The organism is Kitasatospora sp. NPDC057904 (assembly GCF_042887925.1).
In the GTDB taxonomy this organism is placed as follows: Bacteria; Actinomycetota; Actinomycetes; order Streptomycetales; family Streptomycetaceae; genus Kitasatospora.
This window is the reverse complement of sequence record NZ_JBHVOL010000016.1, coordinates 36,895-54,727: the sequence shown is the minus strand read 5'-3', so window position 1 is coordinate 54,727 and position 17,833 is coordinate 36,895. Positions and strand designations below refer to the sequence as shown.

Genomic DNA, 17,833 nt, shown 5'->3' with positions numbered 1-17,833 from the left:
ATCAGCTCCCCTCGGAATGGTCGGACCCGTTCAAGGCGTCCTGGAGTTGCTTCGGCGCCCGGCTGCGCCGGCGCGGAACGGGCGGCAGCACCTGGCCCGGCAAAGGCGGCACCGGGTACCCGCCCGCCATCGGGTCGAACTCGCCGGACTGCTCGGGAACCTCGGGCTCCGGCTGCTTGCGCACGAAGTCCCGCAGCAGCGCCAGCAGCAGGACCACGCCCACCGGCGCGCCCACGTACAGCACCACCTCGCCGAAGCCGTACCCCTCGTTGCGCAGCGCCCGCACGCTCGCGATCAGCACCAGCCACACCAGCGAGACCGGGATCAGCACCTTCCAGCCCAGCTTCATGAACTGGTCGTAGCGCAACCGCGGCAGCGTGCCGCGCAGCCAGATGAAGAAGAACAGCAGCAACTGGATCTTCAGCGTGATCCACAGCATCGGCCACCAGCCGTGGTTCGCGCCCGCCCAGAACACCGACACCGGCCACGGCGCCCGCCAGCCGCCCAGGAACAGCGTCGACGCCACCGCCGACACCGTCACCATGTTCACGTACTCGGCCAGCATGAACATCGCGAACTTCAGCGACGAGTACTCGGTGTTGAACCCGCCCACCAGCTCGCCCTCGGCCTCCGGCAGGTCGAACGGCGCCCGGTTCGTCTCACCCACCATCGCAACGATGTACACGATGAACGACACCGGCAGCAGCGCCGCGAACCACGTCGAGTGCTGCTGCGCCACGATCTCCGACGTCGACATCGACCCCGAGTAGATGAACACCGCCGCGAACGACAGGCCCATCGCGATCTCGTAGCTGATCATCTGCGCCGACGAGCGCAGCCCGCCCAGCAGCGGGTACGTCGAACCGGAGGACCAGCCCGCCAGCACGATCCCGTAGATGCCCACCGAGGCCGTCGCCAGGATGTACAGCAGCGCCACCGGGAAGTCCGTCAGCTGCATCGCCGTCCGGGTCCCGAAGATCGACACCTCGTTGTCGGCCGGCCCGAACGGGATCACCGCGAACGCCATGAACGCCGGGATCGCGCACACGATCGGAGCAAGGACGTAGACCACCTTGTCCGAGCCCTTGACCACCAGGTCTTCCTTCAGCGCCAGCTTCACGCCGTCCGCCAGCGACTGCAGCAGACCCCACGGCCCGTGCCGGTTCGGCCCGATGCGCAACTGCATCCAGGCCACCACCTTGCGCTCCCACACGATGGCGATCAGCACCGTGAGCACCAGGAACGCGAAGCAGAACACCGCCTTCAGCAGCACCAGCCACCACGGGTCGTGGCCGAAGAACCGGAGCATCTCGTACGGCTGCGGATTGTTCATCGGTCCTCCCCTTCGGCGTCCGAGCCCGCCGCGGCGGGAACGGCGTCGGCGGCGGCGATCGTGACCAGATGGCCGACGGCGGTCCCGAGCGTGCGGTGCGCACCGCCCGGAGTCGAGTTGAGCGGGATCCACACCGTGCGGTCCGGCAGCGACTCGGTGACCTCCAGCGGCAGCGTCAGCGAACCCGCCGGGCCCGTCAGCCGCAGCGCGCCGCCCTGCCGCGCGCCGACCTCCCGCGCCGTCACCGGCGACACCCGGGCCACCGCCCGGTGCCGGGTGCCCGCCAGGTGCGGATCACCCTCCTGCAGCGTCCCGTTGTCCAGCAGCTGGCGCCAACCCGCCAGCACCGCCTGCCCCGTCGCCGGACGCGGCAGCAGGCCCGGGTGCGCGGCCGGATCGGCCGCCCGGTCCCCGGCCCACGGCGCGAACCCGTCCAGCTCCAGGCGCGCGGCCCGCACGTCCGGCAGGCCCAGCCGGTGCCCCAGCGCATCCGCCAGCATGGTCAGCACCCGCACGTCCGAGTGAAGGTGGCGGCCCGTCAACTGATCGGCCTTGAGCGCCGGCTCGAACATCCGCACCCGGCCCTCCCAGTCCAGGAACGTCCCGGCCTTCTCCGCCACCGCCGCCACCGGCAGCACCACGTCCGCACGCGCCGTCACCGCCGACGGGCGCAGCTCCAGCGACACCACGAACGGCACCGCCGCCAACGCCTCGTCCGCCAGCGCCGGATCCGCCAGGTCGTCCGGATCCACCCCGCCGACCAGCAGCGCGTCCAGCTCGCCGCGCGCCGCCGCCGCCAGAATCTGGTCCGTGTCCCGGCCCACCCGCGAGGGCAGCTCCGCCACGCCCCACAACGCCGCCGCCTGCGCCCGCGCCGCCGGAGCGGCCACCGGACGCCCACCGGGCAACAACCCCGGCAGCGCGCCCGCCTCCACCGCACCCCGCTCACCGGCCCGGCGCGGCACCCAGGCGATCCGCGCCCCCGTCGCGTGCGACAGCCGCAGCACCGACGTCAGCGCCCCCGGGATCGCGGCCAACCGCTCACCCACCAGCACCACCGCACCCGGCCGGCGCAACAACTCCGGCGCCTGCCCCGCCTCGTCGCTCAACGGCTCGTCCGCCGCCAGCGCCCCGAACCACTCCGGCTCCGTCCCCGGCGCCGCCGGCAGCAGCACACCACGCAGCTTCGCCAGCCCCCGCGACGCGAACGCCGCCACCGAGTACACCTTCAAGCCCTTGGCGCGACTCGCCTTCCGCAACCGCAGGAAGACGATCGGCGACTCCTCCTCCGGCTCCAGACCCGCCAGCAGCACCACCGGCGCCTGCTCCAACTGCTCGTACGTGACGCCCCCGCCGTCCACGTCCACACCACGCCCGGCGACGGCCGCGGCCAGGAAATCCGCCTCCTCACCACTGTGCGGACGCACCCGGAAGTCCACGTCGTTCGTACCCAGCACCACGCGCGCGAACTTCGCGTAGCCGTACGCGTCCTCGACCGTCACCCGGCCACCGGCCAGCACACCCGCCCGCGCACCGCGCAGACCCTCGGCCGCCCGCGCCAGCGCCTCCGGCCACGACGCCGCCACCAACTCGCCGTCCACCCGCACCAGCGGCGTCGACAACCGGTCCCGCAGCTGCGCGTACCGGAACGCGAACCGGCCCTTGTCGCAGTTCCACTCCTCGTTCACCGCCGGGTCCTCACCCGCCAGCCGGCGCAACACCTTGCCCCGACGGTGATCGGTGCGCTGCGCGCACCCCGCCGAACAGTGCTCGCACACACTCGGCGACGACACCAGGTCGAACGGACGCGAGCGGAAACGATAAGCCGCCGACGTCAGCGCCCCCACCGGACAGATCTGGATCGTGTTCCCCGAGAAGTACGACTCGAAGTCGTCCCCCTGGCCCGTCCCCACCTGCTGCAGCGCACCACGCTCCACCAGATCGATGAACGGATCACCCGCGATCTGCTGCGAGAAACGCGTGCAGCGGGCGCACAGGACGCAGCGCTCCCGGTCCAGCAGCACCTGGCTGCTGATCGGCAGCGGCTTCGCGTACGTCCGCTTCATCCCCTCGAAACGGGAGTCCGCCGCGCCGCTGCTCATCGCCTGGTTCTGCAAGGGGCACTCGCCACCCTTGTCACACACCGGGCAGTCCAGCGGATGGTTGATCAGCAACAGCTCCATCACGCCGCGCTGCGCCTTCTCCGCCACCGGCGAACTCAGCTGCGTGCGCACCACCATGCCCTCGGCCACCGGGATCGTGCAGGAGGCCACCGGCTTGCGCTGGCCCTCGATCTCCACGATGCACTGCCGGCACGCGCCGGCCGGATCCAGCAGCGGATGGTCGCAGAAGCGCGGGATCTGGGTGCCGATCGTCTCGGCCGCCCGGATCACCAACGTCCCCTTGGGGACCTGCACTTCGACGCCGTCGATGGTGAGCGTGACCAGTTCGACCGCCGTGTCGGAGGCGGTCGGCTCCGTGATCGTCACGCGTGCACCTCCCTCTCGGTGGCGGACTGGTGGCCGGGGCGGGGGCCGTCGGCCCAGACGGTGGACGCGGCCGGGTCGAACGGGCAGCGGCGCTCGGCCAGGTGCCGCTCGTACTCGGCCCGGAAGTGCTGGAGCGAGGACACGATCGGGCTCGCCGCGCCGTCGCCCAGGGCGCAGAACGACTTGCCGTTGATGTTGTCGGCGATGTCGAGGAGCTTCTCCAGGTCCCCCTCGACGCCCTCGCCGGCCTCGATCCGCTTGAGCAACTGGACGAGCCAGTAGGTGCCTTCGCGGCACGGCGTGCACTTGCCGCACGACTCGTGCGCGTAGAACTCGGTCCAGCGGGTGACGGCCCGCACCACGCAGGTCGTCTCGTCGAACACCTGCAGCGCCTTCGTGCCGAGCATCGACCCGGCCGCTCCGACGCCCTCGTAGTCCAGCGGGACGTCCAGGTGCTCGTCGGTGAACATCGGGGTCGACGAGCCGCCCGGCGTCCAGAACTTCAGCCGGTGCCCCGCGCGGATCCCCCCGCTCAGGTCCAGCAGCTGGCGCAGCGTGACGCCCAGCGGCGCCTCGTACTGGCCCGGGTTGGTCACGTGGCCGGACAGCGAGTAGAGCGTGAAGCCCGGGGACTTCTCGGTGCCCAGGCCCTTGAACCACTCCTTGCCCCGGGCCAGGATCGGCGGCACCGAGGCGATCGACTCCACGTTGTTGACCACCGTCGGGCACGCGTACAGGCCCGCGATCGCCGGGAACGGCGGGCGCAGGCGCGGCTGGCCGCGGCGGCCCTCCAGCGAGTCCAGCAGGGCCGTCTCCTCGCCGCAGATGTAGGCGCCGGCGCCCGCGTGCACGGTGATGTCGAGGTTCACGCCCGAGCCCATGATGTCGCGGCCCAGCAGACCCGCCCCGTACGCCTCGGCCACCGCCGCGTGCAGGCGCCGCAGCACCGGCACGACCTCGCCGCGCAGGTAGACGAACGCGTGGTCGCAGCGGATCGCGTAGGACGCGATGATCATGCCCTCGATGAGCGAGTGCGGGTTCGCGAACAGCAGCGGGATGTCCTTGCATGTGCCCGGCTCCGACTCGTCCGCGTTCACCACCAGGTAGTGCGGCTTGCCGTCGTTCTGCGGGATGAACTGCCACTTCATGCCGGTCGGGAAGCCGGCGCCGCCGCGGCCGCGCAGGCCGGAGTCCTTGACCAGGGCGATCACGTCGTCCGGCGGCATCGCGAGGGCGGCCTTCAGGCCCTCGTAGCCGTGGTGGCGGCGGTAGGTGGCGAGCGTCCACGGGCGGCTGTCGTCCCAGGAGGCCGACAGGACGGGGGTGAGCAGCTTCTCGGCCGGCTCGGCGGAGGTCATCACGCTTCGGTCCCTTCCTGGCCGGGGTGGTTGCGGTCGGGGTCGCCGTGGCCCGGGTCGCCGCGGTCGGGGTCGCCGCGGCCCGGGTCGCCGCGGTCGGGGTCGCCGTGGCCGGGGTCGCCGTGGCCGGCCTCCGGGTGGTCGGGGTCGTTGCGCTCGGGCTCCTCGTGGCGCGGGGAGACGACCCTGGTGCCGCCGTTGCCGGGCAGGGCCTCGCCCCTCGCCAGGCGCAGACCCACCAGCGACGGCGCCCCGCCGGCACCGGACTCGTCATTGGCGCCCAGGCGCTCGTCGGGGAAGCCCGCCAGGATGCGGGCCGTCTCCTTGAAACCGCACAGCCGGGCGCCGCGGGTGGGCCTGACCTCGCGGCCCGCGCGCAGGTCGTCCACCAGCCGCCGGGCGCTCTCCGGGGTCTGGTCGTCGAAGAACTCCCAGTTGACCATCACCACGGGCGCGTAGTCGCAGGCCGCGTTGCACTCGATGTGCTCGATCGAGACCTCGCCGTCCGCGGTCGTCTCGTTGTTGCGGATGCCCAGGTGCTCCTGGAGCTCGTCGAAGATCTGGTCGCCGCCAAGCACCGCGCACAGCGTGTTGGTGCACACCCCGACGTGGTACTTCCCGGCCGGGCGCCGCCGGTACATCGTGTAGAACGTGGCGACCGCGGTGACCTCGGCGGTCGTCAGGTCCAGCTGCTCGGCGCAGAACCGGATGCCGGTCGGGCTGACGAAGCCCTCCTCGGCCTGCACCAGGTGCAACAGCGGCAGCAGCGCCGAACGGGCCACCGGGTAGCGGCCGATCAGCTCCGCGGCGTCCGCGGCCAGCCGGGCGCGCACCTCCTCGGGGTACGGCTTCGCCGGCAGCGCCGGCAGTCCGAGCTCGACATTGGTCACCGGTCCACGCCTCCCATCACCGGGTCGATCCCGGCCACCGCGACGATCACGTCGGCGACCTGGCCGCCCTCGCACATCGCCGCCATCGACTGCAGATTGGTGAACGACGGATCCCTGAAGTGGACCCGGTACGGACGCGTCCCGCCGTCGCTGACCACGTGCACGCCCAGCTCGCCCTTCGGCGACTCGACCGCCGCGTACGCCTGGCCGACCGGGACCCTGAAGCCCTCGGTGACCAGCTTGAAGTGGTGGATCAGGGCCTCCATCGAGGTGCCCATGATCTTGCGGATGTGGTCGAGCGAGTTGCCCATCCCGTCCGGGCCGACCGCCAGTTGGGCCGGCCAGGCGATCTTCTTGTCGGCCACCATGACCGGGCCCGGGCGCAGCCGCTCCAGGCACTGGTCGACGATCCGCAGCGACTGGCGCATCTCCTCCAGGCGGATCAGGAAGCGGCCGTAGGAGTCGGCGGTGTCCGCGACCGCCACCTCGAAGTCGTAGTCCTCGTAGCCGCAGTACGGGTCGGTCTTGCGCAGGTCGTGCGGCAGGCCCGTGGCGCGCAGGATCGGGCCGGTGGCGCCGAGGGCCAGGCAGCCGGGCAGGTCCAGGAAGCCGACGTCCACCAGGCGCGCCTTGAACACCGGGTTGCCGGTCGCCAGTTTGTCGTACTCGTGCATCCGGGAGCGCAGCAGCTTGACCGCCTCGCGGATCTGGTCGACGGCGCCGGGCGGCAGGTCCTGGGCGAGGCCGCCGGGGCGCACGTACGCGTGGTTCATGCGCAGGCCGGTGACCAGCTCGAAGACGTCCAGGATCAGCTCGCGGTCGCGGAAGCCGTAGATCATCAGGGTGGTGGAGCCGATCTCCATGCCACCGGTGGCGAGGCAGACCAGGTGCGAGGCGATCCGGTTCAGCTCCATCATCATCACGCGGATGACGCTCGCCCGGTCCGGGACGTCCGCGGTGATGCCGAGCAGCTTCTCCACCGCGAGGCAGTAGGCGGTCTCGTTGAACAGCGGCGTCAGGTAGTCCATCCGGGTCACGAAGGTGGTGCCCTGGACCCAGCTGCGGAACTCCATGTTCTTCTCGATGCCGGTGTGGAGGTAGCCGATGCCGCAGCGGGCCTCCTTCACCGTCTCGCCGTCGATCTCCAGGATCAGCCGCAGCACACCGTGCGTGGACGGGTGCTGGGGGCCCATGTTGACGATGATGCGTTCGTCGTCGGCCCGGCCGACCGCCTCGACGACCTCGCCCCAGTCGCCGCCGGTGACGGTGAAGACGCGGCCCTCGGTGGTCTCGCGGGCCCCGGCGTGGGCTGCCTCTCGGGCTTCTTCGCCGGCTTCTCCGCGGGCTTCCTTGCGGGCTTCTTCGCGGGCCTCTTCGTGGTGCTGAGTGCTCATCAGCTGTACGACCTCCGCTGGTCGGGCGCCGGGATCTGGGCACCCTTGTACTCGACGGGGATGCCGCCGAGCGGGTAGTCCTTGCGCTGCGGGTGGCCCAGCCAGTCGTCGGGCATCATGATCCGGGTCAGCGCCGGGTGGCCGTCGAAGACCAGGCCGAAGAAGTCGTAGGCCTCGCGCTCGTGCCAGTCGTTCGTCGGGTAGACGCTCACCACCGACGGGACGCGCGGGTCGGCGTCCGGCGCGGTGACCTCCAGCCGGATCAGCCGGCCGTGGGTGATCGAGCGCAGGTGGTAGACCGCGTGCAGCTCGCGGCCCTTGTCGCCGGGGTAGTGCACGCCGCTCACGCCGAGGCACAGCTCGAAGCGCAGCGCCGGGTCGTCGCGCAGGACCCGGACCGTGCGCAGGAGGTGCTCGCGCTCGACGTGGAAGGTCAGCTCACCCCGGTCGACGACCGTCTTCTCGATCACGTCCACCGGGTCCAGGCCCTGCTCCTCCAGGGCGCCCTCCAGCTCGTCGGCGACCTCGTCGAACCAGCCCCCGTACGGGCGTTCGCTCGGACCGGGCAGCACCACCGGAGCGGCGAGGCCGCCGAAACCGGACGTGTCGCCGCTGCCCTGGGCGCCGAACATGCCCTGGCGGCGGCCGACCACCTCGACCGGGATCTCGCGCACCGGCTGCTCGCGGCGTGTCTCGGGTACCTGGTCGTTCATCGCAGCTGCCCTCCCATCTCGCTGACGGGGGTGGCCTGCAGGGCGAGCGCCTCGCCGAGTTCCTCGGCCCGGCGGCGGTTCACGCCCAGCGGCTCGTGCTGGATCTTGTCGTGGAGCTTCAGGATCGCGTCCAGCAGCATCTCCGGGCGCGGCGGACAACCGGGCAGGTAGATGTCCACCGGGACGATGTGGTCGACGCCCTGCACGATCGCGTAGTTGTTGAACATCCCGCCGGAGGAGGCGCAGACGCCCATCGAGATGACCCACTTCGGGTTGGGCATCTGGTCGTACACCTGGCGCAGTACCGGGGCCATCTTCTGGCTCACCCGGCCCGCGACGATCATCAGATCGGCCTGCCGCGGGGAGCCGCGGAAGACCTCCATGCCGAACCGGGCCAGGTCGTAACGGCCGGCGCCGGTGGTCATCATCTCGATCGCGCAGCAGGCCAGGCCGAAGGTGGCCGGGAACAGTGACGCCTTGCGCACCCAGCCCGCGGCCGCCTCCACGGTCGTGAGCAGAAAGCCGCTCGGCAGCTTCTCCTCGATTCCCATCAGATCCCTCTCAATGCCTCAAGTCCGGTGGTTCATCGGCCGGTTCTGGCTCGTCCGCTCGGCGGAGGTCGTTCGTCCGACGGAGCTTGTCCGCTCGTTCACAAGGGGTCGCGAGGACGCCCGGCGGACCGCCGACGGGTGGGCGGGCCCGCGCTCAGTCCCACTCCAGGCCGCCGCGCCGCCACACGTAGGCGTAGGCGACGAAGACGGTGGCGATGAACAGGAGCATCTCGACCAGTCCGAAGATCCCGAGGGCGTCGAACGTCACCGCCCACGGGTAGAGGAAGACGATCTCGATGTCGAAGACGATGAAGAGCATCGCCGTCAGGTAGTACTTGATCGGGAACCGACCGCCGCCCACGGGCTGCGGGGTCGGCTCGATGCCGCACTCGTACGCCTCCAACTTGGCCCGGTTGTAGCGCTTGGGGCCGGTGAGTGAGGCCATCACGACGGAGCCGACCGCGAACGCCGCCGCGATGGCACCGAGTACGAGGATCGGCGCGTAGGCATTCATAGCCCCCGCTCCCTCCGTCCAGTCGTCCTTGACTGCAGATCGGAACCGGCGGGTCACGCTGAGGTGAACCCGCGCTCCAGTTCCCGAGATCCACCTCATGTGAGGCAGTTCACAAAGCCTGGAACGAGCGCATCCTATGCCTGTCGGCTTGTGATCTGCGACACGCAGTTCGCCGGGATCTTTGTGATCTACGACACCCCTGGAATGAGGGTGAATGCGAACATGCCCAGTTTTGTCAACGCAAAGCAGTCAAATGGTCACAACCAGTCGCATTTACTTGTGAAGCGGCAGGTCAGAGCCTCGCTCCTATATCAACTATGCTCCGGCAGAGGCAAATTTCCGGGCGCCATGTTGACGTGTTATAGCGGCTCACTCGCAGGGGTGGCCGGGGGGTGAACGCTCGCTTGACCCTTCGTTCACAAGCGCGCGAATGCCTTCTTGGGGCCTCCCCCTCCCCCCACCCCGCCCGCCGCCCGCCGCCCGCCGCCCGCCGCCCGCCCAACCCTCGCCCGTTTCGCGCTGGGCCATGCCTGGCCCAGCGCGCGGCACCCCGACCTCCGCGCGCTCCCTCTGCCCCGGGCCCGCGTCCCGCGCTCCCGTGCCCCGCTCGCCCTTGCGCCCTTGCGCCCTCGCCTCTGCCTCTGCCTCTGCCTCTGCCTCTGGCCCCGGCTACCGGATGCCGGCTGCCTGTTCCCAGACCCACGCCGCGATGCCCACCCGGTTACGGGCATCGAGCTTGCGCTGGATGTTGGCGAGGTGGTTCTTCACCGTGCCCGGTGAAATGAACAGTCCTGCTCCGATCTCGGCATTCGTCGCGCCGTCCGCCACCAGTTCCGCGATCTCCCTTTCCCTCGTGGTCAGTTCCTCGGCCGGGCCGACCGTCGTCAGTGCCGCCGCAGCGGCCGCGGCGCCCGGGCCCGGCTTCGGCTCCGCGCCCGGAAGCGCCATGTGCTTCAGGAGCCGGACGGTGATCTGTGGGCTGATCAACGCGTCCCCGGCCATCGCGGCCCGCACCGCCTCGATCAGCAGCACCGGCCCCGAGCGCTTCAGCAGGAACCCGGCCGCCCCGTACCGCAGTGCCGTGTGCACGTAGTCGTCCAGGTCGAAGGTGGTCACCACGATCACCTTGCACTCGTCGGCCAGCTGCCGGGTCACCTCCAGCCCGTCGAGCTTCGGCATCCGGATGTCCGCGAGCACCACGTCCGGTCGCAGCCTCCGTGCCTCCGCCACCGCTGCGGCGCCGTCCGCGGCCTCCGCCACCACCACCATGTCCGGCTGGACGTCCAGGATCATCCGGAACGCGCTCCGGACATCCGCCTGGTCGTCCGCGATCAGGATCCGGACCGGCCCTGCGCTACTGCCCATTCCCGTACCTCCCCGTTGCCGACCCGCGTCGGTCTCCACGATCACGCCGGCCCCGTGCCGGCTTCCTCCAACGGCAGCACCGCCGTCACCCGCCAGGTCTCCGTCTCGTGCGGGCCCGCTTCCAGCGAGCCGCCGAGGGCCTCGACCCGGGCCACCAGCCCCGGCAGTCCGCTGCCGCCGCCGTGGCGCGGCCGCCCGGCCTGGCCCGGGTTCCGACCGTCGTTGGTCACCGTCAGCTCCAGCCGTCCACCGGTACGCCGGGCCCGCACCTCGACCGCCCGCGCGGCCGGAGCATGTCGCCGGACATTGGTCAGGGACTCGACCACGATCCGGTGGACGGTGCCCTCCACCTCGCGCGGCACCGGCTCCTCCGGCAGCTCCAGCGTGACCTCGGCGCCGCCCGTCGCGGTGAACCGCTCGGCCACCTCTGCGAGTTCGAGGAGTCCGGGCTGCGGGGCCCGGCCGCCGCCCTCCTCGCTGCGCAGCAGCTGCACCGTCCGATCCAGCGAGGCCAGGGCCCGCTGCCCGGCCTGCTCTATTCGCTGGAACATCTCGGCCGCCCGGGCCGGATCGATCCCGGCCAGGTACGCCCCGGCCTGGGCCTGGGCGACCATGCCGCTGACGTCGTGCGCCACGAAGTCGTGGAGGTCATGGGCCAGTTCGAGCCGCTGGGCGCGCCTGGCCTCGACCACCGCATTGGCGCGTCCCTCGTCCAGGCCCCGCAGGTAGAGCCCGATCAGGACGGCCGGCAGCGAGAGCATCGAGCCGAAGCCGAAGATCGTGAGCACGTCCCCCGGGCCTTCGAGGAACGCGAAACGGGTCAGCCAGAGGGCGACGGCTCCGCAGGCCGTCCAGGCCGCGACCGCGCAGCGCGGCCCGTCCTCGGTGCGCAGGCCGAGGACCACCGCCAGGAGCAGGACAGCCAGTTCGACCAGGCCGGCCAGCCCGGCCCAGCGATCGCCCTCCGCCCACCGGCCGAGGAGCCAGACGGCGAACGTGACCACGAGCGACGCCGCTCCGAGTGCCATGGTCACGGCCGCGGCCCCGTACCGCCCCCGCGCCGCCCAGGCCGGCAGTGCCAGGACCAGGACGACCCCGGACAGGATCTGAGTCATCGTCACCACCTCTCCTCGGCTCTTCGACTGCCGTCACATTACGACGCCGCCGAGGCGGTGCGCCTGTGCCGATCGGCATATTTCGCAGGCCGGTTGAGCAGGGAGAACCTGCCGATCGGCAGCTGTTGCGGACCCCTGGCGGGCCTCCAGTCTTGAGTCGTCGCACCGGCCACGGGGGTCGGTGCCGAAGGGAGGCACCCTCGTGTCGAAGCTCGTGATCAACGCCCGCGGCACCGCCCACCGGGCTCCGGTCGCCGCCCCGGACGTCCCGCCCGCCCCGCGCTGGGCCCGGTTCGCCGCCAAGGCCGCCGTCCTCTCCACCGTCCCCTCGGGGTTGTGGCGGATCGCCTTCGGTTTCGGCGCCCCGGTCGGCTTCAGCGGTGCGACGGCCGCGGCGTTCGACGCGCACCAGCCGGGTTGGGGCACGGTCTACTGCGTGGTGCTGAGCCTCCTGGCCGAGGCACTGGCCTTCCTGACCCTGGGCCTGGTCCGGCCCTGGGGGTTGGTGGCGCCCAGGTGGGTTCCGCTGCTGGGCGGCCGCCGGGTCCGGCCGCTCGCCGCCGTCGTGCCGGCCCTGCTCGGTTCGGCGATACTCACCGACCTGGGGGCAACGGCGCTGTTCGGCGGGTGGGCGCGGAACCTGGCCGAGGCGGATTCGCCGCACGGCGTCGCCGCCGTCGTGATGACGCTCGCCTATCTGCCCCTGGTCGCGTGGGGCCCGTTGCTCGGCGCGGTCGCCATCGACTACGCCCGCCGGACGGTGCGGTGGCACCGATGACGCGGGCAGCGGGTCAGCCCCGGGCCGGTTCCGGGCTCGGCGCCGCCGCGTCGGGCGCTCCCTCCCTCTCCCCCGCGGCCGGGCGCGGCACGAGGGCGGTGCGCCGGCCCCACTCGGTCACGACGAGCGCCAGGACTCCGCCGAAGGGTGCGAGCGGGCCCATCCGGTTCCCGGCAATGGTGATGCCGAAGACGGCGGCCCGGAGCAGTTGGGTGCCAAGCAGCAGGCTCCCCCAGGACGGCGGTGTGGCCCGCTCGGCCCACATCTGGAGGAAGAAGGAGAACAGCGTGCAGAACAAGGACAGAAGCAGCAGCCAGGCCCACCGGGCCGGCCCGTACGAGGCGGCGGCGGTCCACGGCGCGGGGCCGACGGACAGCGCGGCCACTGCGAACACCCCGGTGGCGGTGGCGGGTTGCCCCCAGGTCACGGCCAGCGCGTCGGTGTTCCGGACGGCCCGGGAGCGGACCATCGCCGGAACGTATGCGGAGCCGACGGCGGCTGCGCCGAGCACCGGAACGCCACTGAGGGCGGGTGGGCGGAGTCCGCCGCCGGTGAGCAGGGGGAGCCGGGCCGCGGGTCAGGCTGCGAGCAGGCCGCGGTCCTCGGCGATCGCGGCGATGTCGGCCGGGGTGCCGGACATGATGGTGCGCACGTGTGCGGTGACGAGGTCGACGGGCCAGTCCCACCAGGCCGCGCGCAGGAGGAGCTCGATGTCGGCGTCGGGGAAGCGGCGGCGGATCAGGCGGGCGGGGTTGCCGCCGACGACGGTGTAGGGGTCGACGTCGGAGGTGACGAGGGCTCCGGCGGCGATGATCGCTCCGTCGCCGATGCGCACGCCGGGCAGGACGGTGGCGCCGTAGCCGAACCAGACGTCGTTGCCGACGTGGGTGTCACCCCGGCTGGGGAGGGCGGTGACGATGTCGAGGGTCTGCTCGGTCCAGCTGCCGCCGAACATCGTGAACGGGAAGGTGGAGACGCCGATGGCCGGGTGGGCGGCGCCAGCCATGAGGAAGCGGGTGCCGGTGGCGAGGGCGCAGTACTTGCCGATCACCAGGCGTTCGGGTCCGTGGGAGTAGAGGACGTTGCGTTCCTCGAAGCGGGTGGCTCCGTCGGGGTCGTCGAAGTAGGTGTACTCGCCGACCTCGATCCTGGGGTCCTTGACGAGGGGGCGCAGCAGGACGACGCGGTCGTGGCCGGGGAGGGGGTGGAGGGCGGTCGGGTCGGGGGTGGTCACGGCGGGCATGTGAGCTCCTCTCGTAATGCGACTCCCGTCGCATTACGATGAGCATGGCACGGCCACACCAGCCCGGCAAGCATTAACGCGACTGGAGTCGACTTTGAGCGAGATTCCCGAGACCCCAACCTCAACCCCGGCCCCGGACACTGCGACCCTGCGCACGCCGGCCGCCCGCCCCGGCGGCCGGAGCGCCCGGGTGCGGGCCGACGTGGTCGCGGCCACGCTGGCCGAGGTCACCGAGAAGGGGTACGACGGCCTCACCGTCGAGGCGGTCGCAGCCCGCTCCGGCGTCCACAAGGCGACCCTCTACCGGCGCTGGAGCGGAGTGGACGGACTGGTCGCGGACGCCCTGACCGCCTCCGCCGACCAGCCCTGGCCTCTGCCGGACACCGGGGACCTCGGCGAGGACCTCCGCCGGATCACCCATGAGGTGTTCGCCGTCTTCACCGACCCCGAGCTCGGCCAGACCCCCACGGCGCTGATCGCGGCCGCCCAGCGCTCCGACACCGGGGCAGCCGCCCTCCGCGCCTTCTTCGCGGCCCACCACGAACAGGCCGCCGAGGTGGCCGAACGAGCCGTCACCAGGGGCGAGTTGCCCGCCGGCACGGACGGTGCCGAGGTGGTCCGGGCCGCGACCGCCCCGCTCTACTACCGCCTGTTCGTCACCGGCGAGCCGCTCGACGCCCTCACCGCCGAGCGGGCCGCAGACGCCGCCGCCCTGGCGGCCCGCGCCGGCTTGTTCGCGGCCGCCCCCGCCCCCGCCCCCGCGAGCCGAACCGCAACGCCCCGCACCACCGCAACCCGAACCGCGACGCCCCACACCACCGCGCCCCCGACCATCGATCTGCCAGCGACCAACCATCAAACCCCGAATGGAAACTGACGCTGCGCCAGCACCACGCCGGCACAGCAGCCGCCATCGAAACCGGAGCCACACCACCCCCTACCGGAACCCCACCGGCCCGTGGATGATGCCTCCATGACAATCCTGCCGTCCACCACCCCCCGGAAGGCCCGTCACGTGAAGAGCAAGCAGTGGGCGCTGGTCGCCGCCGCCACCGTCCTCCCGCTCGTCGCGAGCACCGGCACCGCCGTGGCGGACACCCCCTCGCCGGCCCCGAGCGCCGCCTGCACCTACACCCCGGCCGTTCCGGCCGACAACTTCAAGGGCATCCCGGCCTTCGACCCCGAGGAGGCCGCCGAGCCCTACAGTGCGACCCTGCGGACCAACCAGGGCCGGATCACCTTCGAGGCGCTGACCGACAAGGCCCCCTGCACCACGTTCTCGTTCCGGTTCCTGGCCGAGAACGACTACTTCGACGGCACCCATTGCCACCGTCTCACCACCCAGCGGATCTACGTCCTCCAGTGCGGCGACCCGACCGGAACGGGCAGCGGCGGCCCCGGCTACTCCTTCCCCGACGAGAACCTGACCGGCGCCACCTACCCGGCCGGCACCGTGGCCATGGCCAACGCCGGGCCGAACACCAACGGCAGCCAGTTCTTCTTCGTCTGGAAGGACACCAAGCTCTCCCCCGCCTACACCCCGTTCGGCCGGGTCACCGCGGGCCTGGACGTCCTGCAGAAGATCGCCGCGGGCGGCGAGGACGACCAGAACGGGCCCGGCGACGGCTACCCCACCCTGCCGGTGGACATCCGCCACGTGAAGATCAGCGACCGCTGACGGCCAGCAGCCCGGGTGGCGCTCCGCCGCTCCCGTACGGTGGCAGCACCAACGACACCGCACGGGAGCGACGGGAGCAGCGCCGCATGGACAGCAGGATCTGGGAGAGCGTCGACCACCTGGTCGCCTGGCTCGACGCGAACGGCACGCAGTCGCCCCAGGAGGAGCGCCTGCTGCGGATCCTCAAGGTCTCCGAGGAGGTCGGCGAGGTCGGGGCCGCGGTGATCGGCGCCACCGGCCAGAACCCGCGCAAGGGGGTCACCCACGACTGGGAGGACGTCCAGCACGAGCTCTGCGACGTCGTGTTCGCCGCGCTCGTCGCCCTGCGGACGCTCACCCCGGACGCGGCCCGGGTGTTCGCCGACCGGCTCGCCTACGTCGAGCAGCGCTCGGCCGCCAGTCGCGCAACCCCTGAGGCAAGTTGATGCCACGTCATATTTTTCTGCCGCGTTTCCGTCAACCCCGTTGACGACCGGACCACCGGTCCCTAACCTGAGCCAACGGCCCGGCCCCATCGCCTCACCGGCGAGCGGTCGCGGCCCCGTCCGCCGAGAGTGCGCCTAACCTGCGCCGTCGGCGGAGGCGCCGGTTCCACACCGTTCGACCCGTACCGCCCGCGGCCCTTCCGGCGCTCACCGCGCCAAGCGCCGCCGCGCCCTGCCATCCCGCAGGCGAAAACGTACGCACGAGCCGACCCGGACCACCGCACCGGCCGTCGTACGCCGGCCCCACGCGGACCACACCCGCGCCGAGCGCCACTGAAGGCCGCACCGCACGCTGTACGCCGCGCCACCGCACGCCGCACGCCGCACCGCCGCTGCACCCGCCGCCCGTCGACCTCGTAGGGGCCGCGTTCACGTTCACGCACCACCGCACACCACGGCACCGCACCGTCGCAGCGCCGCGCCCCACATCTCCGACCGCCGCACATCGCCAGACACCTCGACGCGCTCGCCGCCGACACGGGCCGCATCCGCGCCAAGCGCCGCCGCACCCGGCGGGCCGCCACCTCGCGCCAGCGCGTCCCACGTCCATCGCACTCCGTCCCGCACGGCACCGCCGCACACCATTACGGCACCACAGCACCGCGGCACCACAGCACCGTCGCGCACACCGAGCACGGCAGGAGCGAGCACACCCCGCATCGACACCCTCCATCGAGGGGTCAACGATTGCACCCAACTCGCTATTGCGAGTAACTTGCAATAGCGACAGTGCCACAAGGGCGAGGAGGGATGGCGGTGATCGGGTCTCAGCGACCTCCGGCGTTCGAGCCGACACGCGCCGACACCCACCCCCTTCACCCAGCAGCCCTCACGGCCACCGCCCCCGCAGCCGCCACCGCCACCGCCCCGGAGCCTCGCGACCTCTCGCCCACTCCCGCGCGCCACGGCGAACACTCCCCGTTCGCGAGCGGCGGCAGGGCAGGCCAGCGAGCAGAGGGCCGCACCCTCCCCGGCGCCACCCGCCACCGCGGCACCACCCGCCACCCCAGCACCGCCCCCTCCCGCGCCATCGCCGCCACCATCACCGCCATCACCCCCGCCCCCGCCATCACCCCCGCCCCCGCCATCACCCCCGCCCCCGCCATCGCCGCCACCCCAGCACCCTCCACCCGACTGCGTTTCAAAACTGTTGCGCCAGACCAACATTGGGTGAATCCCTCCCCTCCAGGGCAGGATCAAGCATGTACATGCTCAACATCTGACCGGCAGTCAATCCGGCCCACCGGATAGCCCGCCGACACCCCGCCGGCACTTGCCTCCACGGCAATCAGCATGGCGCAATCATCACGGCCATCAAGAAACCGCCAAGGCAATGCGGGGCCACCCGGATGGATCGGCCACCATTCAACGAATGTGGCGACGATCACACATGGGCTTTTGAGCCGGTGAAATCCTGACGGAAAGTCATCGAATCACGACTGCGCGTAAGAGGATTCCGCAGCACGGAAGGCGTGTCGCGACCACCCCGGAGGGGCTCCCAACCATCCCCGGCGGCCGACGGCCATCCCCCATGACCATGGCAAACGGCTCCGGACGGTCACACTGCGGACACCCACCGCAGGGGCGTCCCGGGCGCGGCATCCGCGCAGCTCGCCGGGCTTGAGCTGCACGCGGGCGATCCGCCAAGGCCGACCACGGAGCGTCTCCGGGGATTTACAACACGAGTCTTCCGGTTTTATAGTCACGGCCGACGGGGGACGTTTGACCGGCCCGGATAGCGGATGCAACCACCACGGATCCGACTATTCACTTGCCGGCCATCAACTGTCGAGGGGGAGGCGTAGTGTTGTGTCTTGAAGTGGGCGCGGGGGAGCGTCCGAACCTCTGTTGTACGCGATCCGTTTCAGCCTGAGCAGCAGCTGGACGCCGCGCGGTCACGGGAACTGCCTTAGAGACCGCGACTGTT

General features: G+C 71.6%; 16 protein-coding genes. 4 read left to right on the top strand and 12 right to left on the bottom strand.

Annotated elements, in window-relative coordinates; genetic code table 11:
- Position 1 precedes the first annotated feature (1 nt).
- From nuoH to ACFVSN_RS32060, 10 genes are all read right to left on the bottom strand, one after another.
- The gene (gene nuoH, locus ACFVSN_RS32105) at positions 2–1,333 is read right to left on the bottom strand and encodes an NADH-quinone oxidoreductase subunit NuoH (RefSeq protein WP_380440033.1); all 1,332 of its coding nucleotides are present in this window, start codon (positions 1,331–1,333) and stop codon (positions 2–4) included.
- A complete protein-coding gene (locus tag ACFVSN_RS32100; RefSeq protein WP_387957107.1) occupies positions 1,330–3,822 on the bottom strand; it encodes an NADH-quinone oxidoreductase subunit G in 2,493 nt (830 codons plus the stop codon). Before ACFVSN_RS32100 ends, nuoH begins: the two co-directional genes overlap by 4 nt.
- Complete coding sequence (nuoF, locus tag ACFVSN_RS32095; protein ID WP_387957105.1) at positions 3,819–5,180, bottom strand: NADH-quinone oxidoreductase subunit NuoF; 1,362 nt, start codon at positions 5,178–5,180, stop codon at positions 3,819–3,821. Before nuoF ends, ACFVSN_RS32100 begins: the two co-directional genes overlap by 4 nt.
- Positions 5,180–6,070: an NADH-quinone oxidoreductase subunit NuoE gene (gene nuoE / locus ACFVSN_RS32090; RefSeq protein ID WP_387957104.1), complete on the bottom strand. Its 891-nt coding sequence runs from the start codon at positions 6,068–6,070 to the stop codon at positions 5,180–5,182. Before nuoE ends, nuoF begins: the two co-directional genes overlap by 1 nt.
- A complete protein-coding gene (locus ACFVSN_RS32085; RefSeq protein ID WP_387957102.1) occupies positions 6,067–7,464 on the bottom strand; it encodes an NADH-quinone oxidoreductase subunit D in 1,398 nt (465 codons plus the stop codon). The genes nuoE and ACFVSN_RS32085 overlap by 4 nt, the downstream gene beginning before the upstream one ends.
- Positions 7,464–8,177 (bottom strand): NADH-quinone oxidoreductase subunit C, encoded by a 714-nt coding sequence (locus ACFVSN_RS32080; protein ID WP_380498568.1) that lies wholly within the window; start codon positions 8,175–8,177, stop codon positions 7,464–7,466. Before ACFVSN_RS32080 ends, ACFVSN_RS32085 begins: the two co-directional genes overlap by 1 nt.
- Positions 8,174–8,728 carry a NuoB/complex I 20 kDa subunit family protein gene (locus ACFVSN_RS32075; protein WP_380440023.1) on the bottom strand — a complete coding sequence of 185 codons (555 nt, stop codon included), beginning with the start codon at positions 8,726–8,728 and terminating at the stop codon, positions 8,174–8,176. Before ACFVSN_RS32075 ends, ACFVSN_RS32080 begins: the two co-directional genes overlap by 4 nt.
- Positions 8,729–8,882: 154 nt before the next feature.
- Positions 8,883–9,242, bottom strand: coding sequence for an NADH-quinone oxidoreductase subunit A (locus tag ACFVSN_RS32070; RefSeq protein ID WP_030060100.1), 360 nt, complete (start codon positions 9,240–9,242; stop codon positions 8,883–8,885).
- Between the two features lie 669 nt (positions 9,243–9,911).
- Positions 9,912–10,607 (bottom strand): response regulator, encoded by a 696-nt coding sequence (locus ACFVSN_RS32065; protein WP_380440021.1) that lies wholly within the window; start codon positions 10,605–10,607, stop codon positions 9,912–9,914.
- Positions 10,608–10,648: 41 nt separating this feature from the next.
- Entirely contained in the window at positions 10,649–11,722 is a 1,074-nt protein-coding gene (locus ACFVSN_RS32060) for a sensor histidine kinase (protein WP_387957219.1), read from the bottom strand.
- A 202-nt stretch (positions 11,723–11,924) separates the two neighbouring features.
- On the opposite strand from ACFVSN_RS32060, the gene ACFVSN_RS32055 reads away from it, so the two are divergent.
- On the top strand, positions 11,925–12,500 hold the full coding sequence (locus ACFVSN_RS32055; protein WP_387957099.1) for a hypothetical protein: 576 nt from the start codon (positions 11,925–11,927) through the stop codon (positions 12,498–12,500).
- 13 nt (positions 12,501–12,513) lie between these two features.
- On the opposite strand, the gene ACFVSN_RS32050 is transcribed toward ACFVSN_RS32055, so the two are convergent.
- Positions 12,514–13,011, bottom strand: coding sequence for an EamA family transporter (locus ACFVSN_RS32050; RefSeq protein ID WP_387957097.1), 498 nt, complete (start codon positions 13,009–13,011; stop codon positions 12,514–12,516).
- 66 nt (positions 13,012–13,077) lie between these two features.
- Positions 13,078–13,743, bottom strand: coding sequence for a CatB-related O-acetyltransferase (locus ACFVSN_RS32045; RefSeq protein WP_380501736.1), 666 nt, complete (start codon positions 13,741–13,743; stop codon positions 13,078–13,080).
- Positions 13,744–13,837: 94 nt separating this feature from the next.
- Here ACFVSN_RS32045 and ACFVSN_RS32040 point away from each other — a divergent pair, with 94 nt between their 5' ends.
- The 3 genes from ACFVSN_RS32040 to ACFVSN_RS32030 all read left to right on the top strand — a co-directional run bounded on the left by ACFVSN_RS32040 (position 13,838) and on the right by ACFVSN_RS32030 (position 15,846).
- Entirely contained in the window at positions 13,838–14,620 is a 783-nt protein-coding gene (locus ACFVSN_RS32040) for a TetR/AcrR family transcriptional regulator (protein ID WP_387957096.1), read from the top strand.
- Positions 14,621–14,716: 96 nt separating this feature from the next.
- A complete protein-coding gene (locus tag ACFVSN_RS32035) occupies positions 14,717–15,421 on the top strand; it encodes a peptidylprolyl isomerase (protein WP_380440013.1) in 705 nt (234 codons plus the stop codon).
- 86 nt (positions 15,422–15,507) lie between these two features.
- Entirely contained in the window at positions 15,508–15,846 is a 339-nt protein-coding gene (locus ACFVSN_RS32030) for a MazG-like family protein (protein WP_387957095.1), read from the top strand.
- Positions 15,847–17,833 lie beyond the last annotated feature (1,987 nt).